Annotated in this window: 22 protein-coding genes and 1 pseudogene; 10 read left to right on the top strand and 13 right to left on the bottom strand. The window is 71.1% G+C overall.

The window, feature by feature from the left end; genetic code table 11:
- Window positions 1-360: 360 nt before the first annotated feature.
- The 3 genes and pseudogenes from AB0L95_RS23135 to AB0L95_RS23125 form a co-directional block, all read right to left on the bottom strand.
- Window positions 361-522, bottom strand: coding sequence for a hypothetical protein (locus AB0L95_RS23135; RefSeq protein ID WP_365164004.1), 162 nt, complete (start codon window positions 520-522; stop codon window positions 361-363).
- A gap of 61 nt (window positions 523-583) precedes the next feature.
- A pseudogene (locus tag AB0L95_RS23130) lies at window positions 584-771 on the bottom strand (SpoIIE family protein phosphatase); the annotation flags it as partial.
- A gap of 5 nt (window positions 772-776) precedes the next feature.
- Entirely contained in the window at window positions 777-1,250 is a 474-nt protein-coding gene (locus tag AB0L95_RS23125; RefSeq protein WP_365164002.1) for a hypothetical protein, read from the bottom strand.
- 262 nt (window positions 1,251-1,512) lie between these two features.
- On the opposite strand from AB0L95_RS23125, the gene AB0L95_RS23120 reads away from it, so the two are divergent.
- Window positions 1,513-1,779, top strand: coding sequence for a DUF397 domain-containing protein (locus AB0L95_RS23120; RefSeq protein WP_365164001.1), 267 nt, complete (start codon window positions 1,513-1,515; stop codon window positions 1,777-1,779).
- 97 nt (window positions 1,780-1,876) lie between these two features.
- Window positions 1,877-2,797, top strand: a complete 921-nt coding sequence (locus AB0L95_RS23115; protein WP_365164000.1) for a helix-turn-helix transcriptional regulator — start codon at window positions 1,877-1,879, stop codon at window positions 2,795-2,797.
- 50 nt (window positions 2,798-2,847) lie between these two features.
- Here the strand turns inward: AB0L95_RS23115 and AB0L95_RS23110 are convergent, their stop codons facing one another.
- The gene (locus AB0L95_RS23110; protein ID WP_365163999.1) at window positions 2,848-3,666 is read right to left on the bottom strand and encodes an SAM-dependent methyltransferase; all 819 of its coding nucleotides are present in this window, start codon (window positions 3,664-3,666) and stop codon (window positions 2,848-2,850) included.
- A 228-nt stretch (window positions 3,667-3,894) separates the two neighbouring features.
- On the opposite strand from AB0L95_RS23110, the gene AB0L95_RS23105 reads away from it, so the two are divergent.
- Together AB0L95_RS23105 and AB0L95_RS23100 are read left to right on the top strand one after the other, a co-directional pair.
- Window positions 3,895-4,275, top strand: a complete 381-nt coding sequence (locus AB0L95_RS23105) for a hypothetical protein (protein WP_365163998.1) — start codon at window positions 3,895-3,897, stop codon at window positions 4,273-4,275.
- Window positions 4,272-4,739 (top strand): peroxiredoxin, encoded by a 468-nt coding sequence (locus AB0L95_RS23100; protein WP_365163997.1) that lies wholly within the window; start codon window positions 4,272-4,274, stop codon window positions 4,737-4,739. The genes AB0L95_RS23105 and AB0L95_RS23100 overlap by 4 nt, the downstream gene beginning before the upstream one ends.
- Window positions 4,740-4,831: 92 nt before the next feature.
- Here AB0L95_RS23100 and AB0L95_RS23095 read toward each other — a convergent pair whose 3' ends face one another.
- The 6 genes from AB0L95_RS23095 to AB0L95_RS23070 form a co-directional block, all read right to left on the bottom strand.
- Window positions 4,832-5,347: a YceI family protein gene (locus tag AB0L95_RS23095; protein WP_365163995.1), complete on the bottom strand. Its 516-nt coding sequence runs from the start codon at window positions 5,345-5,347 to the stop codon at window positions 4,832-4,834.
- 217 nt (window positions 5,348-5,564) lie between these two features.
- Window positions 5,565-6,215, bottom strand: a complete 651-nt coding sequence (locus tag AB0L95_RS23090) for a DUF4360 domain-containing protein (protein ID WP_365163993.1) — start codon at window positions 6,213-6,215, stop codon at window positions 5,565-5,567.
- A gap of 332 nt (window positions 6,216-6,547) precedes the next feature.
- Complete coding sequence (locus AB0L95_RS23085) at window positions 6,548-7,222, bottom strand: hypothetical protein (RefSeq protein ID WP_365163990.1); 675 nt, start codon at window positions 7,220-7,222, stop codon at window positions 6,548-6,550.
- A gap of 137 nt (window positions 7,223-7,359) precedes the next feature.
- Window positions 7,360-9,246: a hypothetical protein gene (locus tag AB0L95_RS23080; protein WP_365163989.1), complete on the bottom strand. Its 1,887-nt coding sequence runs from the start codon at window positions 9,244-9,246 to the stop codon at window positions 7,360-7,362.
- Window positions 9,247-9,325: 79 nt separating this feature from the next.
- Window positions 9,326-9,544: a hypothetical protein gene (locus tag AB0L95_RS23075; protein ID WP_365163988.1), complete on the bottom strand. Its 219-nt coding sequence runs from the start codon at window positions 9,542-9,544 to the stop codon at window positions 9,326-9,328.
- A 208-nt stretch (window positions 9,545-9,752) separates the two neighbouring features.
- Complete coding sequence (locus tag AB0L95_RS23070) at window positions 9,753-9,965, bottom strand: hypothetical protein (protein ID WP_365164205.1); 213 nt, start codon at window positions 9,963-9,965, stop codon at window positions 9,753-9,755.
- Window positions 9,966-10,199: 234 nt separating this feature from the next.
- Between AB0L95_RS23070 and AB0L95_RS23065 the strand changes: the two genes are divergently transcribed.
- Both AB0L95_RS23065 and AB0L95_RS23060 read left to right on the top strand, forming a co-directional pair.
- Window positions 10,200-10,592 carry a helix-turn-helix transcriptional regulator gene (locus AB0L95_RS23065; RefSeq protein WP_365163987.1) on the top strand — a complete coding sequence of 131 codons (393 nt, stop codon included), beginning with the start codon at window positions 10,200-10,202 and terminating at the stop codon, window positions 10,590-10,592.
- A 152-nt stretch (window positions 10,593-10,744) separates the two neighbouring features.
- Complete coding sequence (locus tag AB0L95_RS23060; protein WP_365163985.1) at window positions 10,745-11,005, top strand: hypothetical protein; 261 nt, start codon at window positions 10,745-10,747, stop codon at window positions 11,003-11,005.
- Between the two features lie 259 nt (window positions 11,006-11,264).
- On the opposite strand, the gene AB0L95_RS23055 is transcribed toward AB0L95_RS23060, so the two are convergent.
- Entirely contained in the window at window positions 11,265-11,795 is a 531-nt protein-coding gene (locus AB0L95_RS23055; protein WP_365164204.1) for a hypothetical protein, read from the bottom strand.
- A 250-nt stretch (window positions 11,796-12,045) separates the two neighbouring features.
- Between AB0L95_RS23055 and AB0L95_RS23050 the strand changes: the two genes are divergently transcribed.
- Together AB0L95_RS23050 and AB0L95_RS23045 are read left to right on the top strand one after the other, a co-directional pair.
- Entirely contained in the window at window positions 12,046-12,546 is a 501-nt protein-coding gene (locus AB0L95_RS23050) for a hypothetical protein (RefSeq protein WP_365163984.1), read from the top strand.
- 291 nt (window positions 12,547-12,837) lie between these two features.
- Window positions 12,838-14,394 (top strand): phospholipid carrier-dependent glycosyltransferase, encoded by a 1,557-nt coding sequence (locus tag AB0L95_RS23045; RefSeq protein WP_365164202.1) that lies wholly within the window; start codon window positions 12,838-12,840, stop codon window positions 14,392-14,394.
- Here AB0L95_RS23045 and AB0L95_RS23040 read toward each other — a convergent pair.
- Window positions 14,372-15,823: a M1 family metallopeptidase gene (locus AB0L95_RS23040; RefSeq protein WP_365163983.1), complete on the bottom strand. Its 1,452-nt coding sequence runs from the start codon at window positions 15,821-15,823 to the stop codon at window positions 14,372-14,374. The two genes, AB0L95_RS23045 and AB0L95_RS23040, sit on opposite strands and share 23 nt — an antisense overlap.
- Window positions 15,824-15,986: 163 nt before the next feature.
- On the opposite strand from AB0L95_RS23040, the gene AB0L95_RS23035 reads away from it, so the two are divergent.
- Together AB0L95_RS23035 and AB0L95_RS23030 are read left to right on the top strand one after the other, a co-directional pair.
- Window positions 15,987-16,880 carry a Gfo/Idh/MocA family oxidoreductase gene (locus tag AB0L95_RS23035; protein ID WP_365163981.1) on the top strand — a complete coding sequence of 298 codons (894 nt, stop codon included), beginning with the start codon at window positions 15,987-15,989 and terminating at the stop codon, window positions 16,878-16,880.
- 135 nt (window positions 16,881-17,015) lie between these two features.
- On the top strand, window positions 17,016-17,981 hold the full coding sequence (locus AB0L95_RS23030; RefSeq protein WP_365163980.1) for an ATP-dependent DNA ligase: 966 nt from the start codon (window positions 17,016-17,018) through the stop codon (window positions 17,979-17,981).
- A 95-nt stretch (window positions 17,982-18,076) separates the two neighbouring features.
- On the opposite strand, the gene AB0L95_RS23025 is transcribed toward AB0L95_RS23030, so the two are convergent.
- Entirely contained in the window at window positions 18,077-18,448 is a 372-nt protein-coding gene (locus AB0L95_RS23025) for a DUF6479 family protein (protein WP_365163979.1), read from the bottom strand.
- Between the last annotated feature and the right edge of the window lie 125 nt (window positions 18,449-18,573).

The following is an 18,573-nucleotide window of genomic DNA, read 5'->3' as shown; positions in this document are numbered from 1 at the left end:
CCCGGCGCGCGCTGGGCGCGGAGGCGGGCATCGCCCTGTCCGCAGGGAATCCCGTCGGGACGACGGCAGGATTCCCTGCGGACACGGGGTGGCATGGCGTGATCTCGTACGTTCATCACCCCCTCCTCTACCCGGCCTCGCCGAGGCCATGGGTCCGAACGCGCGCCCGGGGTCGTCCCCGGGACGCGGCGGCCGTCCCGGGGTCCGGCGGCCGGCCACCGTGCGCCCGCAGAACCCTCTTCGAGGCCCTCTCGGACGCCTCGCCGTCAGCCCGCCCCGGGCCTGCTCCCCGGCGTGACCGTCATAGCGCCGTGTACCGCGCCGAGAGCTCCGTGCCGATTCCGGCCGGCACCGGGGCGATCAGGCCCGGCAGGGCGGCCTCCGTCCCGGTGCCGTTCCAGGGGCGGCGAGCACGACCCCGGAGGCGGCGTACTCGCCGCCCGCGCGGACGGCCTGCCACAGCCGGTCGCGGACCGCCTCCGGTCCGGCCGTCGTGGCGGAGCGGACGGGCGTCGTGCTCACACGGTGTACCTCCCCCCGCGTGCGGCCGTCGACCGCGCTCAGGTGGGCGTGGCGGGAAGACCCCCACCAGGGTGCCGTGTGTGTCCGCCTCCTCGACCCGGCCGTCGGTCCGGACGAGCAGGGAGCGGGGTGTCCCGCGCTGGTGACTCGGAGCCGTACCGTGCCGCCGCGGCGGATGACGGACGCCAGGGCGAGGGTGGCGAACCGTGTGTGATGCGAGTTGATCAGCGCGCCGTTGAGCAGGGCGAGGGCACTCAGGCGGCGAGTGCGGACGCCAGTTCGCTCGCGGCCTCGACGAGTTCGGCGTCCGGCTCCGAGAGCAGTTGCCGCAGGGTGCCGTGGTCGGCGCGGACCGCACTACGGGCCTGCCGCTCCCAACCCACGTAGTCATGACGGTGGTTGAGCAGCTTGGGATACACGGAGGCGGTGCTCTCCCACTGCCGGGCGGCGGCGATGCTCTTGAGCAGGTGGACTATCTGCACGCGACATGTCACCTGGGGAAGCCGGGCCAGCTCCCACAGGAAGGGAACCGTGGCGGCCGTCGCCTGGTCGACGACGAAGCCGTACTGGCAGATACGGGACCGGAGATCGCCCAGTGCCGTTCTCGCGGCGGACTCGTCGCCTCGCACGAGGGTGCGAAGCAGGAATGGGATGGCCTCCGCGGATCCGCTGGAGTCCTTGATCGCACCCCACGGCACGCGTTCCAGGCCTTTCAGTGCTGTCGCCATATCCGCTCCCCGCAAACAGTGTGGAGCCGGGCCCTCGTCGTCCCTGCTCCGCGCGCGGCCCCGACGAGTGGGCCTGGCATCCGGTACCCAGGCGATGACGTGGCATCTTCCTGATGCCACGTCATCAAGCGGCGTGTGTCGTGCGATTGACGCCGCCGCTATTATCCACGCAGTCAGCACCGTCGTGCAATTGCATGGGAAATTGCACGACGGGTAGGAGAGCCTCGGGAACCGGCCAGTGCACCCCACCCGGTGCACTCCGATGCCCCCGTGGCGGAACGTCAGCGAGGAGACTGCGGTGTCTTCAGAGCAGAACGGAGTGCGGGCCAGCGCCTTGGACGCCCGCTGGATCAAGAGCCGGCACAGCAGCGCCGAGGGCAACTGCGTCGAGCTGGCCGCCCTGGCCGACGGGAGGGTCGCGATGCGCAACTCCCGGGATCCGGACGGGCCCGCCCTCGTGTACACGCCCGCGGAGGTGGCGGCCTTCCTGGCCGGCGCGAAGGACGGCGAGTTCGACCACCTCGCCTGAGGACGGCCCGGAAAGTCGTCTCTCCGGCGCATGCGGCGGAACCCGTTCGAATGCGATACTGCGGGTCTGCTTTTCTGTCGGCCAGCAGGGAGCCACGATGTCCGCCGAGTCGCACCGCATCTCCCGCCTCGAACCGTATCTGACGCAGACACAGCCCGCTCCGACTCTGCTGAAGATGCTGGTCGGCGTGCAGTTGGCGGGCATCCGGGAGGATGCCGGCCTCTCTCAGGAACAGGCGGCACGTGCCCTCGGCTTCAGCCCCGCGAAGCTGTCCCGCATCGAGGCGGGCAAGGGTCGCAAGCCGCCCACGGAAGGCGACGTCCGTGCCCTGCTGGGGCTGTACGCGGCCGACGACTACGAGGCCACGGTCCTGGTCAAGCTGTTGCAACGGGCCGGTGAACCCGGCTGGTGGCAGCGCTACGACAAGCGTCTGATGCCCGAGTGGTTCGACCGCCTGGTCGGGTTGCAGGAAGCGGCCGCCGCCATCCGTACGTTCGAGATCCAGTACGTTCCCGGGCTGCTGCAGACCGCGGCCTACACCCGGGCCGTGGTGGAGCGCGGACTGCCGACGGCGTCGGCCGCCGAGGTGCAGCGCCGGGTGGAGCTGCGGATGCGCCGACGGGAGCTGCTGTCACGCCCCGACGCCCCGCAACTGTGGGCGATCCTCGACGAGTCGGTCCTGATGCGGGTGCTGGGCAGCCGCGAGGTGATGCGGGAACAGCTGGAGCATCTCGTCGAGACGGCCGTGCTCCCCCATGTGACCGTGCAGATCGTGCCGTTGGATGTCACCAACGCCTCGGCCCCGTCGATACCGGTCACCTATCTGCGCTTCGGCGGACTCGAACTGCCGGACATCGTCTACCTGGAGCACATCAGGAGCGCCAACTTCCTGGAGGACCGCGACGAGACCGAGGAGTACAGGGTAGTGCTGGACCGGCTCGCGGACGAGGCCCTCGACCCCCGTGCGTCACTCCAGCTGCTGCGCAGGACCTTGGAGGAGCGCTACTCGGCCCGCTGACCTTCAGGGTCAGCGGGCCCGGGGTCGGTCGGCCGCGGAAGGTGGCCGCGTCAGCGGATCCGGCCCGCTCCGCCGAACTCGATCCACTCCCGGGTGAGTTGACGCGGCGCCACCTCGTTGTCCGGCCGCCAGGTGGACACCTCCACCAGGCCCGGTTCGAGGATGTCCATCCCGTCGAACCAGGCCGCGACGTCCTTCTCCTGGCGAACGCGCCCCCAGTGCCCCTGGGTGGCCTGGTCCATGAAACCGGTGACGAAGTCCCGGACTTCGGCGTCCTCGCTGACCAACTGGCACATCACCAGACAGCTGCCGGGCACCAGACGCTCGACCACCCGGCGGACCAGGGCGGGCGGCCCGTCGGTCTCGCTGTCCGGGATGCAGTGCATCACGGAGTTGAAGAGCACGGCCACCGGCTGCGAGAAGTCGATCAGGCGCCGGGTGTCGGGGTGGGCGAAGATGGCATCGGTGTCCCGCATGTCGGCCTGGATGACCGCGGTGCGCTCGTCCTGCTCCAGCAGCGCCCGGCCGTGGACCAGAACCATCGGGTCGTTGTCCACGTACACCACATGGCTGGCGGGGTCGACCCGCTGTGCGACCTGGTGGACGTTGTTCTGGGTGGGCAGACCTGATCCGTGGTCGAGGAACTGCCGGATCCCGTGCTCCTTCGCGAGGGTCCCCACGACGCGCTGCAGGAACCTCCGGTTGTTCAGTGCGAGCGCCCGGGTGCTGGGCACGACCTTGTCCAGTTCCTCGCAGGCCGTCCGGTCGACCGCGTAGTTGTCCTTGCCGCCGAGATAGTGGTCGTACATTCGGGCGGCCGTCGGCACCGTGGCGTCGATGGATGTGGACAACTGCCTGCCTGGCTGCATCGCTCCCCCAGATCCATGCCGTGCCGACGGGACCGGCTCGACCGGCACCCCATCCTAGGGAAGGGACGTTTGCCGGTGCCAGCCCTTCGACAGAGGACAGGGGGGCGATCGCGCGGTTCGGAGGTCGCCGTCAACTCCTCTACGGACGGGTCCCATCGCGAGGGGGCATGCCCACCCGGAGCGGTACCGTCCAGTAATATGCGCCCGGCCAGGCCTTGAGGAGGAACGGTGTCACGGTCGGAACGCTCACCCCTGTTGCTCGCGGGCCTGCTGGCCACCGCGGGCGTCAGCCACTTCGTCGCGCCGCGGCAGTACGACGCGCTGGTCCCGCGCGCCCTGCCGGGCTCGGCCCGGGCCTGGACCTATGCCAGCGGCGCCGCGGAGCTGGCACTCGCGGCCGGAGTGGCGCTGCCCCGCACACGACGTAGGGCCGCGCGGGCGGCGGCGGCCTTCTTCGTCGGCGTGCTCCCGGCGAACGTACAGATGGCCGTGGACTGGCGCGACCGTCCCGCACCCCTGCGGGCCGCGGCGCTGGCCCGGCTCCCGCTCCAGGTGCCGCTGGTGCTGTGGGCGCGTGGCGTGGCGAAGAACGCGGAGGTGCGGTCATGACGGATCGTGTCGAGGTGGGCACCAGGGTCGAGGACTTCGCTCTGCCGGACGAGACCGGGACACAGCGACGGCTGTCCGAACTCCTCACCGAGGGGCCGGTCGTGCTGTTCTTCTACCCGGCCGCCCTCTCCGCGGGCTGCACCGCCGAGGCGTGCCACTTCCGGGACCTGGCCGCCGAGTTCGCGGCCGCCGGCGCGACCCTGGTCGGCGTCAGCGGTGACGCGGTGGACCGGCAGCAGGAGTTCGCCGCGCGTCACACCCTGGGCTATCCGCTGCTCTCGGACGAGGACGGGACGGTGCGCGAGCGCTTCGGCGTCAAGCGTGGCTTCTCCCTCGCCCCCACCAAGCGGGTCACCTTCGTCATGGGCGAGGACCGCACGGTCCTGGAGGTGGTGCGCAGCGAACTGCGGATGAGCGCGCACGCCGACCGGGCACTGGCCGCACTGCGGGCCCACCGCGCCTGACGGCCGGCCGCACGTCCGGAACCCACGGGCCCGGACCGCTCACCATCGAGCGGTCCGGGCCCGTTCGTGTCCCCGTGTGCGCGAGGCCGCCCTCACGCCGCCGAGCGGGTGAGGCGGAGGGTGGCGTTGACGATGGTCAGGCCGCGCATCATCCCCAGCTGGTTCCAGCCCATGCCGAACTGCTCGCGGTCCACGGTGAACTCCGCCTCCAGCGTGACGGCTTCCGCGTCGGCCCGCACGATGCGCGCGGTGAGGTCCTGGGGCCTGCTGACACCGCGCACGGTGAGCTGACCGGTGATCGGGGCCGTGCCGTCCGAGCCCGCCTCGGCGCCGCGCACCACGAAGGTGATCTCCGGGTGGCGGTCGGTGTCGAAGAAGTCGGCCGAGCGCAGATGCCGGTCGCGCTTGGTGTGCTTGGTGTCCAGGGAGGCGGCGTCCAGGGTGATGACGCCCTCGGCGGTGCCGTCGGGCTTGACCTCGCCCTGGCCGCTCAGGGTGGTGAAGGTCCCCTTGACGGTGACCAGGCCCCACATGGTCCGGTGACGCAGGGCGACGGTGGAGGCGGTGGGGTCGAGCTGCCACAGTCCGGTTTCGACGGCGACGGTCATGAGTGAGCTCCTGGCTGATACGTGGAGAAGCGGATGCCATGGGACGACAACGGAGTCATCCAATATTGGATGACCTCACGCTACCCTCTTCTCCAATTTTGAACAACGCACTGGTTCAAAATTGGATGACACCCGCGAGCCCGAGCCACGGACCGCGCCGCGTCCGGTGTCACCGGCTCCGGTGCGAAGGAGACGCTGACACCGGACGGACAGGGGATCAGGAGTCGGGGCACTCCTTCCAGGCCAGGTGGTAGACGGTGCTCAGGTCACCGTCGGTCGAGTCCATCGTCATGAAGCTCGTACTGCCGGGCGCCGATGTGCCGGCGTTGACCCGCAGTTCGGTGTTGATGTTGAAGTTGCGCTGCACCCCGCAGGGCGCCCAGACCAGTTGCGCCCAGTCCGTGGTGTCCGTGGCCTGCCAGTTGTCGTTGTACGGACCGGAGAACGGGTGGGTGAGCGCCGCCGTGCTCGACGAGCCCTGGAAGTAGTACGAGGCCTTCTCCGTGCTGCCGGCCCCGCGCTGGAGTGAGGCAAAGCCCCGGTAGTCCGCGCTGGCGATGGCGTACGTGAAGCCCTGCGGCACGTGCACGATCAGGTTGAGCTGGCAGTTCTTGCGGAACGCGGTGGGATCGGCGTTCCCCCCGATCTGAGCGAGGTAGTTGCTGTAGGTCACCGTGAAGGCGGTGTTGTCCGGCGAGACGGCGATCGCCGCGGTGCCCTGGGGGCAGCCGGAGCCGTTCACCGTGGCGATCTTGATGACGATCTTGTCCGGGGGCGGGTCGGTGAACCCGCCCGACGGGTCCTGTACGGGAAACGCGGTGGCGAGGAGCGCGGCTATCGCGCCACCCAGGAACAGTCCACCAGCCATGGCTCTCCCATCCGTTGCATCGGTTCTCCGGCGGCGTGACACCGCCGGTTCTGGGGGGTGCGGCCCCGCGCAGGCGGGACCGTCGCGGACCAGGTGCGTTGGATCAGATACCGAGCTGCTCGGTCATGCGCATGCCAAAGAAGGCCAAGCGCGTCACCCGGCCTGTGAACGAGCTGTGAAGACCGGGAGCGACCGCATCGTATGTACTGCGCCACCGATCCGGAACGGCCATCTCCGGCCAATCGTTCGCCGTGTTCGGCCGGTCGGTCGCCGGAACGCGGGTGGCCCGCCGCCCCGGGCCCTTCCGGGGGCGGCGGGCCGGGCCGGCCCGGTCAGTGGGCGGGCCAGCCGTCCAGGTGGCGGTGGAGCGTCACGGTGGGCCGCTCGGCACCCTTGGGCGCCTTCGCGACCGCCTTGTCGAGCACGGTTTTCACCTCGGCGGCCAGCGCGTCGGCCCGCTGCTTCACCTCGGTGGCCGGAAGGGTCGAGCGGGTCAGGGCGTCCAGCCGACGATGGATGTCGTCGAGACGCCGCCTTGTCTCCTGGTCCAGGGTGAGGGGGCGTGGCGTGGAGACGACGAACTGATAGGCGCCGGCCAGGGTCTGACAGCCGTCGCAGTGGTTGTTGACCGCGTCACCGCGGTTCAGGGCGTTCAGATGGGTGTGCTCACCGGCCATCGTGACGATCTGGAAGGACAGGGCGACCGAGCGACAGTGGTCGTCGACCGAGCAGCCCACCCCGACGGCGTTGGCCTGGTTGCGCACGGTGGCGGCGTTGACCGTGCCGAACTGGCGCACCGTGAAGGAGTCCTTGGCCTGCGTGTGGTGATGGAAGTCGGCGCGGCTGAAGGTCTGGTCGGTGACGACCGCCGTGTGCTGCGGTGCCCCCGTCGCCGCCTGCGCAGGAACCGCAGTCGCGATTCCGGCCGCGCCGGCGGCGAACAGCCCGACGCGGACGGCGCGTTGGGTGAAGGCTGAATGTGTACGTGGTTTGCGGTGCTGGTTCACTTGGGTCTCCTGCTGGAGTGGTGTCGACAAACGGTGCGCCGCCGGACCGGGGTGCACGGCACTCCCGGCCGGCGGCGGGGACCGGCCCCGGGCCCAGGGCCGGTCCGCACGACCCCCGGGGGTGTGGCCCGGGGTGTTCAGGAAGCGGCAGGCGTGGGCGCCCCGGCGGACGACTCGCTCACGGTGACCGACGGGGACGGAGAGCCGGTCGGGGAGGACGACGGGGACGGAGAGGCGGAGCCGGGATCCGCGGGCGCGGAGACCGAGGGGCCGCTCACGGCGGGACTGCCGGTCGGCTTGCCGCCGGGGGCCCCGGGCGGCGTCTTGGAGGCGCTGGGCCCGGGACTCGCGGAGTCGGACGGGCTCGCCGAGGCGGAGGGAGCGGCCGAGGCGCTCGGGGACACTCCGCCGGAGGGCACACCGGCGGCCGTCGCCGACGGCGTGGCGTGCCGGGGGTCCGATGGGGTGGCGACCCGCGCGGGCGGGGCCGAGGTCGACACACCGGGCTGCAGGATCGGAGCGATCGGGGGCCGCTTCGGCAGCGGCTCCGGCGTCAGACCGGAGACCCAGGCGTAGCTGAGGCCGCCCAGGGTGACCAGGAGCACCCCGCACAGCGCCATCCGCAGACCCGGCCGTCCGGCCGTCGACTTCGCGGCGCCCCGCCACAGGCGTCCGCCGAGTTTCACCGACAGATAGACCACGCCCGCCATGGGGCACAGCAGCATGACGCAGCCGACCACGCCCATCAGCCCCGCCGCGAGCTCCCCGTGCGCGAACGCACCACCGGTGCCGAGGACCTGCTCGGTCAGCGAGCGGACCATCGTGGTGGTGATCCGGGGCAGGTTCCACAGCGCGTAGCTCAGCTCGCCGACCAGCAGGGGCACCATGGTGAGCACCCAGGTGGCGACGATGACACGGGCCGACTTCTTGAGCGCGGCGACCTCGGCGCGGGCCTTGCGCCCCTTGGCCCCGGGGACCAGGCTCAGCAGGATCGGCTTGATCTTGCCGTAGAGGTCGGGCACACCGGCGAGGTCGCCGAGGATGTAGTAGCCGTCCAGCCGTACGGCCGGCATCAGCTGTTCGAGGATCTCGAAGTGCCCCAGATAGACGGCGGCCAGGAAGAACGCCTGGCCGCTCACCGCGTAGGCACCGGCCATGGCCAGCATGAAGACGACGTTGAAGTAGACGCCGCCGAGGTCGGTGCGGAGCCGGCCGGCCCGCCCGATGCGATACACGTCGGTGACGTCGGTGTACATCGAGGGCCAGATGAGGAACAGACCGCAGCCGATGCAGCCTGGCCGGGCGCCGCCGTAGCGGCAGGCCGAGGCGTGGCCGAACTCGTGGAAGACCAGGGACGCCACGGTCAGCACGAAGACCACGAGCAGCAGCACCGGCTGGTCCAGCACTTCGAGCACGGGTGTGATCGCGCCGAAGAACACGAACAGCCAGACGTCCAGCACGGCGACGCCCGCGAGCACCGCCGCCACCACCAGGGGGCGGTGCAGCCAGGCCAGTGCCCGGGCGATCCTCGCCACCCGTCGTTCGTTGAACAGGACGCGATGGCCCTTGAGGGCGAGGAGCAGGTCCGAGCGGGGCGCTACGACCTGGTCTCCCTCCTGGCCCTCGGGGACCGTCACCCCGAGCGGGTCCAGCTTGTTCTCGACCAGATAGCGGATGTTCTCCGCGCTGACCTCGCGCCCGAACCGGGCGCTGACCCGGTGGGCGATCGTCTCGATGTCGCGGTGGCCGTCGACCGACGACGCCACCAGGTGCAGCAGCCGGGACAGCTGCACGACCTGCCCGTCCCCCCGACGGGCGATGTACTTGGGCTCGGTGAAGCCCGATCCCTGATACTCGCCGTGCAGTTGCAGTCCGGCGCTGAGCCGCGGCACGAGCGGTTTCTCGAAGCCGACGACGGTCGGGGTGCCTGCGGTGACCTGCTCGTAGGTCACCGGCATTCCCCCGGGCCCGGGTACGGGGCCGGTGTCGTACAGTGCCGCGGTGTTGTCCCCCAGCAGCGTCATATGCGCCTTTCCTCCCCCCAAGGGCGGACCGCGCCTGCCCCGTGCGCGGTCCGCCGGACATGCCCTCGTTGTACGGGGGTTACTGCTTGATGTTGATCGACTGGGTGGCCTGGGACTCGGCGACCGACCACGCGGAGTGGTCGTTGAGCGCGGCCGACTCGTTGTGCGCGGAGACGTTGGCGACGTGCTTGGTGACGTTCACCGTCTTGCCGAAGCTGAACTTCAGGCGACCCAGCGCCTCACGGCCCGGCAGCAGCTCCGCGGACTCGGCGTCCAGTTCGTACGCGTTCATGCTCATAGCGTGTCCTTTCCGAAAGACCTTCGTTGACAGGCTTGATGGGAGCCGGGCGGCTCAAGGCACCGCCCGGCGAGAGGTGGTGACGTGTCGTCAGACGACGAGGCCGGCTGGGGGTACCACCGCGGCGGGCGGAGGTGTGTGGTGATGTGTCGCCGCGGCGGTACCGAGTGCCGCACGACGCCGGGGCGCCGGCCCGTGCGGCACCGGATCACTGGCCGATGTTGATGGACTGGGCGGCGCCCGAGTCCGCCACCGACCACACGGAGTGGTCGTTGAGCGCGGCCGACTCGTTGTGCGCGGAGACGTTGGCGACGTGCTTGGTGACGTTCACCGTCTTGCCGAAGCTGAACTTCAGGCGACCCAGCGCCTCACGGCCCGGCAGCAGCTCCGCGGACTCGGCGTCCAGCTCACGAGGATCCATCATGATCGTTTCCCCCTCAGGGTTCGTGTCGCGTTTCCGTCGGACACGGTCAGGTCCCCCCGGATCGTGTCCAACTCCGTCGGACGGGCTGTCCAACGAGATTGGACACTAGGGGCCGCGACCGGTGTGACGCAAGCGGTTCGGGAGAACACCTTCCGTCACACACCCAAGTCGCCCCTAGAATGATCCGACACGGAAGAGTTCCGCCCGGCGGCGAGCAGGAAGTGACCATCGGTGGCCAACGCACTGCAGCAGATCATCCGCGACCGGCTGGACGGCGAACGCTGGTCCTACGGCGACGTCGCCCGCCGCGGAGGCATCCCGCGCTCCACGGTCCACCATCTGGCCACGACCGAACACATGGCCCGTATGCCCCAGCCGGCCACCCTCGAAGGGCTGGCCCAGGGTCTGGGACTGCCCCTGGGGGCCATCCGCCAGGCCGCCGCGGAGGCGTGCGGCATCCACCTCTACGCCCCCGCCGGTGAACCCGCGCCCGTCTCCGACACCCCCGGCGACCCCGAGGTCGACGTGCTCATCGCCAGCGTCCAGCGACTGTCGACCGAGGACCGCCGCCATGTCGCGGCGCTGGTCGAGTCACTGCTGCACCGCGGTTCGGACGCTTCCTGACCGCAGGAGGCGGCAAGCGCAGCGGTTTCGCACCCCGTCTGCCACTTCCGCAAAAAGTAGCCACTCCCGCCTAAAGGCCCATGATCCGCCGCTAGTCTCTCCTCCTGCCCGGGACCCGTGAGCCGCACGACCCGGGTCGACTGGGGGGAACTTTGCTCTTCGTACACGGCGGCCCCGCCACCGCCATCGTCAAGGGGCCGACGGGAGAATCCGTGGTCCTGCTCTCCGGCGAGTTGCCGGCCGACCTCACCGACACGGCCATCGGTGAACTGCTCGACCTCGCGGCGGCCGTCCTGAGCGAGGACGAACTCGCGCTCTTCGACCAGTGCCTCGCCATGCTCCGCCGCGGCGAGGGCCCCACTCCTCAGCGCATCGAGGTCAACGGCGCCGTGCTCACCGTCTACCGCGAGTGACCACGGGCCCGCCGCAGGGGCGGGGGTGGTCTCGTACGCAAATCCGGACGTCGGGACCATGGCTACCAGGCCTTGCACAGGGCACCATCACCGCCATGGGAAAGACCGCACCTGAGCACCACCGCCCCGCCTGCCGGACGGCACCATGAACCCGGCCCGCGTTCCTGGCCTGATCGTGCCGCTCGTCTTCCTGATCGCGCTCGTGGCCGGTGTCGTGTGGTACTGGCGGCACCGCGGTGAATAGCCCCGGCGCGCCGGGTCAGCTCGGCCCTCGTTCCGCCTGCTCGCGCAGGAACGTGCTGATCTGTCCGGCCAGGATCTCCGACACACCGTCGGGACGGGCGCCCGCTTCGGGCATACCGTCCGGCGCGCTCAGATCGCCGGACCACAGATACCGGTCGGCCCATTCGTCGCCGGCTTTCACCTGCACCTGGATGTCGACGAGCTGCAGACAGGACTCCGGGGCAGCGGCATACAGCACCGCGGTCGCGCGGCGCAGCGGATAGAGATCGAAACCCTCGATGAATTGCGAGTTGCGCCAGTCGAGGAACGCGCTCTCCCCGTCGGAGCCGGTGCGGACGTCGAGTTGACCGTCCTCGAGATGGATGCCGACGACGTCCCCGCCGCGATTTTCGACGGTCACCCGGAAGCGGAAATACGTGAGGCCCTCGGCTGCGTCGTCGCGCCCGCGCGGCGGCTCCGCCTTTTCCAGGCGGTGCACGCGAATACGCAGACCGGCATGCTCGTCCGAGCATTCCTGCCAGTCACCGATCACATGGGGCTCGCGCACAGTCCACCTCTCCACTTCCGCGTTGTTTCCTATCCGCGCACGCAACAAAGTGTCAAATGCGGAGAACACCGCGTGGTCAGCGGATTTACCCTGCTTGATCACCGATCAAGCGATGCGCAGCAAGGATCCCCCGAAGGCCCCGACGGGGATCATCGCGCACGTGTCGCACATCACGCCCGCCGCCACCCGTGGCGCGGCGGCACCGGGGCTCCCGTGTGGGGCCGTCGTGACGGCTGGCACACTGCACGCCATGGCCCCGATCACACCCGCCCGCGCACTGCGTCTGCTCGTCATCGGGCTGGTCTGTCTGACCACCGCAAGCGGTGCCCTCCTCGGCGCACTCTTCGGCGGGGCGCGGATCGCCCTGGTCGCCGCGGCGGGCGCCGGTGCCGCGACCGCGCTCGTCACGTTCTTCTTCCGTCGACGGGCGCTCGCGCACTTCGCGGCGGCCCGGCGGCAGGCCGGGGTGCGCGGCTACGCCGAGGGGATAGCCCACGGCGTGCTGCTGTACATCGCCGTGTACGAGGCCGCGGTCTTCCCGCGCACCGGGCCGGCGGGGGTCACCCCCGAGGAGCGGGCCGCGCGGCGCACGGTCGCCTATCGGATGGCCGCACTGGACGAGGTGCCCCGGCTGGTGCGGGAGGCCGCGGCCGACGCGCTCGCCGCGCTCGACGACGCCGACCGCACCCGGGCCGAGGAGGCCCTCGCCCATCTCGCCTCCACTGTGCGGCAGGAGTACGTACGGCCCTGATGGGTCCCGCACCTGTGTCGTCCCGCTCTTCTCCTCCGGTGCGCGCACGCGTGGCCCGCCGTGCCCCGTGACCCGTCCCCCGTGCCCAGTTGAGCAAGGTCCTGCCGTTCCGACGTAGCAGAGGACATGATGACGTACGAACAACGGTCGCTCCTCGCAGCCGACGACGGGCCCGCCGCGGCCCCCGGTGCGGCGCCGGCCGGCGGTCGGCGGGGCGGCAACCACTGGGAGCGGCTGCGGCGCCGCCGTCGGCCGCTGCTGGCGCTGGTGGTGGTCGCGCTGCTGGCGCAGATGGCCGTGGCGATGGTCACCACCGCCGTGCGGCAGACGCCCACCATCGACGAACCCGTCTACGTGGGCACGGCCGTGGTGTACGTCCGGGAGCACAGTCTGCGGTTCAACCCGGAGCACCCCCCGCTCGGCAAGCTCATCGTCGCGGCCGGCACGGTGTTCGCGCATCCGCATCTGAAGCCCGGATTCCGCGGTGACCAGGGGCAGTTGGGGCGACGGCTGCTGTACGAGTCGGGCAACGACCCCTGGCGGGTGATGTTCTGGGCCCGGCTTCCGGTGATGGTGGTGACGCTGCTGTTCGGGCTGGTCGTCCTCGGCTTCGCGCGCGATCTCGTGGGACGGGTGGGCGGCCTGGTGGCGCTCGCTCTGTACACGTTCTCCCCGGATCTGATCACCAACGGCTCGCTGGCCACCCTCGACCTGCCCGCCGCGGGGTTCGTGGTGACCGCGACGTGGATGGTGTGGCGTGCCCGGCGCCGGCCGCTGCCGTATCTGCTCCTCGCCGGTCTCGCGACGGGAGCCGCCGTCGCCACGAAGATGAGCACCCTGCCCGCGGTCCCGGTCCTGCTGGCGCTGGCCGCCTGGTCGTACTGGCGGGCTACCCCGGACACCGTGCCCCGACGGCGCCGCGCGGCGCACGCCCTGGTGGCGGCCGCCGGTGTCGCACTGGTGCTGGTCGCGGTCGTGTGGGCCGCGTATCTGGCCGTGGATCCCCGGCTGCGGTGGACGACACCGGCGAACGTACCGGCGGTGCACGGCCTGCGGGCGCTGCTGATCGACTGGCTGCCGTTCCCCGACGCGTACCGCGACGGGATGCGGATCCAGTTCGGCTTCGAGAGCGCGACCTGGCACGGCTTTCTGTTCGGCCATCTCTACACCGGCGCGCTGTGGTACTACCTGCCGGCCGCGCTGCTGGTGAAGACGCCGCTCGGCATGCTGGCGCTGTGGCTCCTCGGTACCGGGGTCATGGCGGCGGTGCCCTCGCTGCGCGCCGCCGTGCCGTATGTACTGGGGGTGCCGACGGTGCTGCTGGCGGCGGCCACGCAGGGCTCACGTGACCTCGGGGTGCGCTACGCGCTGTTCGTGCCGGTGTTCCTGGCCGTGGCGGCCGCCTGTGTGCTCGCGCTGCGCCGGCGGGGGGCGTACGCCGTGACGGCGGTGCTGGTCGCGTTCGTCGCGGTCAGTTCGCTGCGGACGTACCCGTACTACCTGCCGTACTCCAATGAGGCCTTCGGCGGTCCCGCGAAGACCCGTCTCAGGCTCCACGACTCGAACGTCGACTGGGGCCAGGATCTCGGGCGGCTGGCCGACCGGCTGCGCGAGCGCTACCCGCGGGACCGGGAGGTGTGGCTGGTGTACAAGGGCAGCGGTGTGCCCTCCTGGTACGGCATCCACGGCCGTGACCCGCTTCAGGTGCCGCCGGACCGGGTGCACGGGCTGCTGGTGGTGTCCGACTCGTCGATCGCCAAGGCGCAGGGCCCGCTGAAGCGGCTGATCCGCGGCAGCAGGGCGATCGACGACGTCGGACACTCGATCACGATCTTCCGGCGGCCCTGAGAGCTCCGGGCGCGGACGGCTTGCCCGCCGTGCCGATCCAGGTGTGGAACAGCGCGCCGAGGTCCTTGCCCGACAGGCGCTCCGACAGGCGGATGAACTGGGCCGTCGTGCCGTGGCCGCCTCGGTGTTCGGCCGCCCAGGTGCGCAGGATGCGGAAGAAGACCGGGTCGCCGACGGTCGTGCGCAGCCGGTGCAGGGCCATGGCGCCCCGGGCGTAGACGGGCGTGTCGAAGATGTGGGCCCCGCTGCCGGGATCGGCGGGCGGGAAGGCCCACAGGTCGTCGCTCGCCGGGCGGGCGTAGAGCGAGTCGAAGGTCTGCTGCGCCGTCGTGCCTCCGTGCTGCTCGCTGTAGAGCCACTCGGCGTAGGTGGCGAAGCCCTCGTTGAGCCATATGTCCTGCCAGCGGGTCAGGCTGACCGAGTCGCCGAACCACTGGTGGGCGCTCTCGTGCACCAGGGTGCTCAGATCGGGGGCCCGGTCGTAGACCGGCCGCGTCTGTGTCTCCAGCGCGTAGCCGACGTTCGTGGCCTTGTCGACGATGGCTCCGCCCGCGCGGAAGGGATAGGGGCCGAAGAGCTTGCTCTCCCAGGCGAGGACGGAGGGCAGCTTCTTGAGCACAGGGGCGGCGGCGGACGCCTCGCGCGGGTCGACGGCGTTGAAAACCTTGATGCCGCTTGGGGTGGTGTACTGCTCGACGTCGAACTTCCCCACGGTCGCCGTGGCCAGGTACGCGGCCATCGGCTCGCTCTGGCGCCACTGGAACGTCGTGTGCCCGTGAGCGGTCTTCCGACTGACCAGGACGCCGTTGGAGACGGCGGTACGGTCTTGCGGGACGGTGATGGTGATGTCGTACGACGCCTTGTCCCGCGGGTGGCTGTTCCCGGGGAACCAGGTCATGGCGCCCTGCGGCTCGCCCGCCACGAACGCGCCGTCGTCGGTGGGGATCCAGCCGTCGAGCGAGCCGTCGGGGTCGGTGACCGGCTTGGGCGTGCCTTGGTAGCTGACGACGACACCGAAGTCCTGGCCCTTGCGCAGCGCGTGCCGCGGGGAGACCACGAGTTCCTGTCCGTCGCGGCGGAAGGACGCCTTCCTGTGGTCGACGGTGACCGCGGTGACCTTCAGGCCCTGAAGGTCGAGGTCGAAGCGGGTGAGGCGCTGGGTGGCCCGGGCGCGCAGGACGGCCCGGCCGTCGAGGTGGCCGCTGCCCGGGGTGTAGCCGAGGGTCAGGTCGTAATGGCTCACGTCGTAGCCGCCGTTGCCCTCGAACGGGAAGTACGGGTCGCCTGCCCCGGACGCGCCCACGATGCCGGCCGAGGCCGGACCTGCGGCGGCGAGCAGGGCGGCGAGGGCGACGGGGACCGTTCCAGCGACGGCCTGCCGGGGAAGGACGGTGGGGCGTCTGCGGCTGTGCGGACGGGGTGGCGTCACGGTGACTCCTGTCGAGGAACGGATGATCAACGGCCGTCAGCTTAGGGCGCGGCCCGTCCCGGGAATCACCTGTGTTCGGTCAAGTTCCCTGATGTCGGGCCGGGTTGGACCGGTCAGGGGAGCAGACTGTTCAAGCCCGTGGAGACGTGATGGAGTTCGTGCCATGACAGATCTGTTGCCGCCGTGGACCGGTGAGCCCCTGCGGGTGGGGCTCGTCGGGGCGGGGCCCTGGGCGCGCGCCGTGCACGCACGGGTGCTCGCGGCCGGGCCGGAGACCCGCTTGACGGCGGTGTGGGCGCGCCGCGAGGAGGCGGCCCGCGAGACCGCGGCCCCGTACGGCGCGAAGGCCACCGACCGGTTCGAGGAACTCCTGGACTCCTGCGAGGCGGTGGCCTTCTCGGTCCCTCCGGCGGTCCAGGCCGAACTGGCCGGGCGGGCCGCGCGGGCGGGCCGGGCCCTGCTGCTGGAGAAGCCGCTCGGAGGGGATCTGTCCTCGGCGCGGCGGCTCGCTGACGCGGTCGGGGAGGCCGGGGTCGTCTCCCAGCTCGTCCTGAGCAACCGCTACCACCCGGCGGCCCGTCGGTTCCTGACCGCCGCGCGGGAGACGGAGGTCGTCGGCGCGCGCTCCAGCGGGCTGAGCGGCGCCTTCCTGGGCGGCGACTTCGCGACCCCGTGGCGCCTGGAGCACGGCGCGCTGCTCGACATGGGACCGCATCTGCTCGATCTGCTGGACGCGGCGGTCGGACCTGTCGCCCACGTCCGCGGCACCGGGGATCCCCGCCGCTGGATCGAGCTGACATGCGAGCACACCACGGGCGCGATCAGCCAGTGCTCGTTGTCCGGCTCGGTGGACGTCCCGCGGGGCGGCACCCGGGTCGAGCTGTTCGGACCGCGGCCTCCCCTGGTCTACGACGCCGCCGGGCTCGACTACGAGGAGGCCTGGCCGGTGCTGCGCCGCGAGTTCGCCACCGCGGTACGTACCGGGGTGTCCGGCGAGCTGGATGTGCGGCGCGGGTTGCGGTTGCAGGAGCTGACCGCTCAGGCCGCACTGCCGTAGTGCCGCGACCGGATAGGTTCACCGGCTCGCGACCCCGGCAGACCTTTCCGGCCACAGCACCGGCTCCGGCGCCGTTCAGGGGAAAACGCCGGGACGGTACGCGTGGCGGTGCCCGGCGGCGTCGACAACTGACCCGTGAGACTTCCGCTGATCGCCCCCATGCTCGCCACGCCCGGCGTCCTGCCACCCGCCCGGCAGGACGACCGGTGGGCGTACGAGACCAAGCAGGACGGCCAGCGGGCGGTGGTCTATCTGCCCGGCGACGGCAGCCTGGAACTGCGCGCCCGGTCCGGGGAGATCATCACGGGGGCGTATCCCGAGTTGCGTCCGCTGGGGGGCGTCCTGGGCGCGACACCCGCCGTGCTGGACGGGGAGGTGGTGGCACCGGACGAGCGGGGGCGGGGGGACTTCCAGCGGCTGCAGTCCCGGATGGGACTGGCCCACTCGCCGGCGCTGGCGGCGCGCCGCGCGGCACAGGCGCCGGTGCATCTGGTCCTGTTCGACGTGATGTTCCTGCGGCGCGACCTCACCCGGCTCCCCTACGCACAGCGTCGGCGGGAACTGGAGGCGCTCGGCCTGGCCGGGCCGCACTGGTCGACGCCGGGCGCGATCGTGGGCCACGGCGCCCAGGCCCTGGAGGCGACCCGGGAGAGCGGTCTGGAGGGGCTGGTGTGCAAGCGGCTGGACTCGGTGTACGAGCCCGGGGTGCGGTCCCGGTCCTGGATCAAGATCCGCAATGTTCGCGCCGTGGATGTGATCGTCGGCGGCTGGCTGCCCGGCCAGGGCCGGCTGTCGGGACTGCCCGGGGCGCTGCTGGTGGGGCAGCGGGAGGCGGGGCGGCTGCGCTATGTGGGCCGGGTGGGGACGGGCTGGAGCGAGGCGGAGCGTGGAGAACTCGCCCGGATGCTCAAGCCCTTGGAGTCGCGGGCGTGCCCCTTCGACCGGGACCCCCGGGTGACAGGGGCCCGCTGGGTCCTGCCGAGACTCGTCGGCGAGGTCCGCTACAGCACGCGCACCCGGTCCGGGCTGCTCAGACAGCCGTCGTGGCTGCGGATGCGCCCGGATCTGACGCCGGAGGAGTCGGCGGCCGAGCTGCCGTGAGGGCGCCGAAACCCGGCGCGTCCGTCCCGGACGTACTGTCTGAGTACGTGCCGGGTCGGACGCGCCGGGACCGTGCCGTGGGGGTCGTGGGCGGCTCAGACGTGACCCGGGCCGCCGCTGCCGAACGCACCGCTGGAGCCGGGGAGCCAGCGCTTGCGATGCTGGTCGTCGCAGCGCTTGCTCGCCGCGTGATGGAGCTCGTACGGCATGAGCCGCTCGCTCTCCTGCGCGGCGTGCGGTACCTCTTCCGGCTCCCGGACCTCCCGCTCCTCCAGGACCGGGCCGGTGTCGGGGAGGTGGGGCTGTTCCTCGGGGGTCGGTGGGTCAGGTTCCCGGTCTCGCACGATCATGCCGATCCGTACGGCCCAGATCAGTGCCCCGGAGACGATCATGCCGCCGATGAAGGCGAGGAACACGTTGACCTGTTCCTGCGATACCGCCAGCAGTACGTAGCTCATCGTATTCATAATTCGACCATACTCCCGCCGAATGGAAATAGAGCAAGGGGGTTTGGCATGTCCGAGCGTTCGGCACTCACCCGGCTCACGGGCAATGGCAACGGCGAGTGCGGAGAGAAGGACTGCCCGAACGT

Origin of the sequence: Streptomyces sp. NPDC052036 (assembly GCF_040680495.1) — a bacterium.
GTDB lineage: Bacteria > Actinomycetota > Actinomycetes > Streptomycetales > Streptomycetaceae > Streptomyces.
Note: the sequence above shows the minus strand (reverse complement) of the source record. Positions and strands in the feature narration are given on the sequence as shown.

Excerpts from the sequence above, each read along its gene's own strand:
- AB0L95_RS23125 (WP_365164002.1), bottom strand. The coding sequence starts at position 1,250 with ATGGCGACAGCACTGAAAGGCCTGGAACGCGTGCCGTGGGGTGCGATC.
- AB0L95_RS23120 (WP_365164001.1), top strand. The coding sequence starts at position 1,513 with ATGCCCCCGTGGCGGAACGTCAGCGAGGAGACTGCGGTGTCTTCAGAG.
- AB0L95_RS23115 (WP_365164000.1), top strand. The coding sequence starts at position 1,877 with ATGTCCGCCGAGTCGCACCGCATCTCCCGCCTCGAACCGTATCTGACG.
- AB0L95_RS23110 (WP_365163999.1), bottom strand. The coding sequence starts at position 3,666 with ATGCAGCCAGGCAGGCAGTTGTCCACATCCATCGACGCCACGGTGCCG.
- AB0L95_RS23100 (WP_365163997.1), top strand. The coding sequence starts at position 4,272 with ATGACGGATCGTGTCGAGGTGGGCACCAGGGTCGAGGACTTCGCTCTG.
- AB0L95_RS23095 (WP_365163995.1), bottom strand. The coding sequence starts at position 5,347 with ATGACCGTCGCCGTCGAAACCGGACTGTGGCAGCTCGACCCCACCGCC.
- AB0L95_RS23090 (WP_365163993.1), bottom strand. The coding sequence starts at position 6,215 with ATGGCTGGTGGACTGTTCCTGGGTGGCGCGATAGCCGCGCTCCTCGCC.
- AB0L95_RS23080 (WP_365163989.1), bottom strand. The coding sequence starts at position 9,246 with ATGACGCTGCTGGGGGACAACACCGCGGCACTGTACGACACCGGCCCC.
- AB0L95_RS23075 (WP_365163988.1), bottom strand. The coding sequence starts at position 9,544 with ATGAGCATGAACGCGTACGAACTGGACGCCGAGTCCGCGGAGCTGCTG.
- AB0L95_RS23070 (WP_365164205.1), bottom strand. The coding sequence starts at position 9,965 with ATGGATCCTCGTGAGCTGGACGCCGAGTCCGCGGAGCTGCTGCCGGGC.
- AB0L95_RS23050 (WP_365163984.1), top strand. The coding sequence starts at position 12,046 with ATGGCCCCGATCACACCCGCCCGCGCACTGCGTCTGCTCGTCATCGGG.
- AB0L95_RS23045 (WP_365164202.1), top strand. The coding sequence starts at position 12,838 with ATGGCCGTGGCGATGGTCACCACCGCCGTGCGGCAGACGCCCACCATC.
- AB0L95_RS23035 (WP_365163981.1), top strand. The coding sequence starts at position 15,987 with ATGACAGATCTGTTGCCGCCGTGGACCGGTGAGCCCCTGCGGGTGGGG.
- AB0L95_RS23025 (WP_365163979.1), bottom strand. The coding sequence starts at position 18,448 with ATGAATACGATGAGCTACGTACTGCTGGCGGTATCGCAGGAACAGGTC.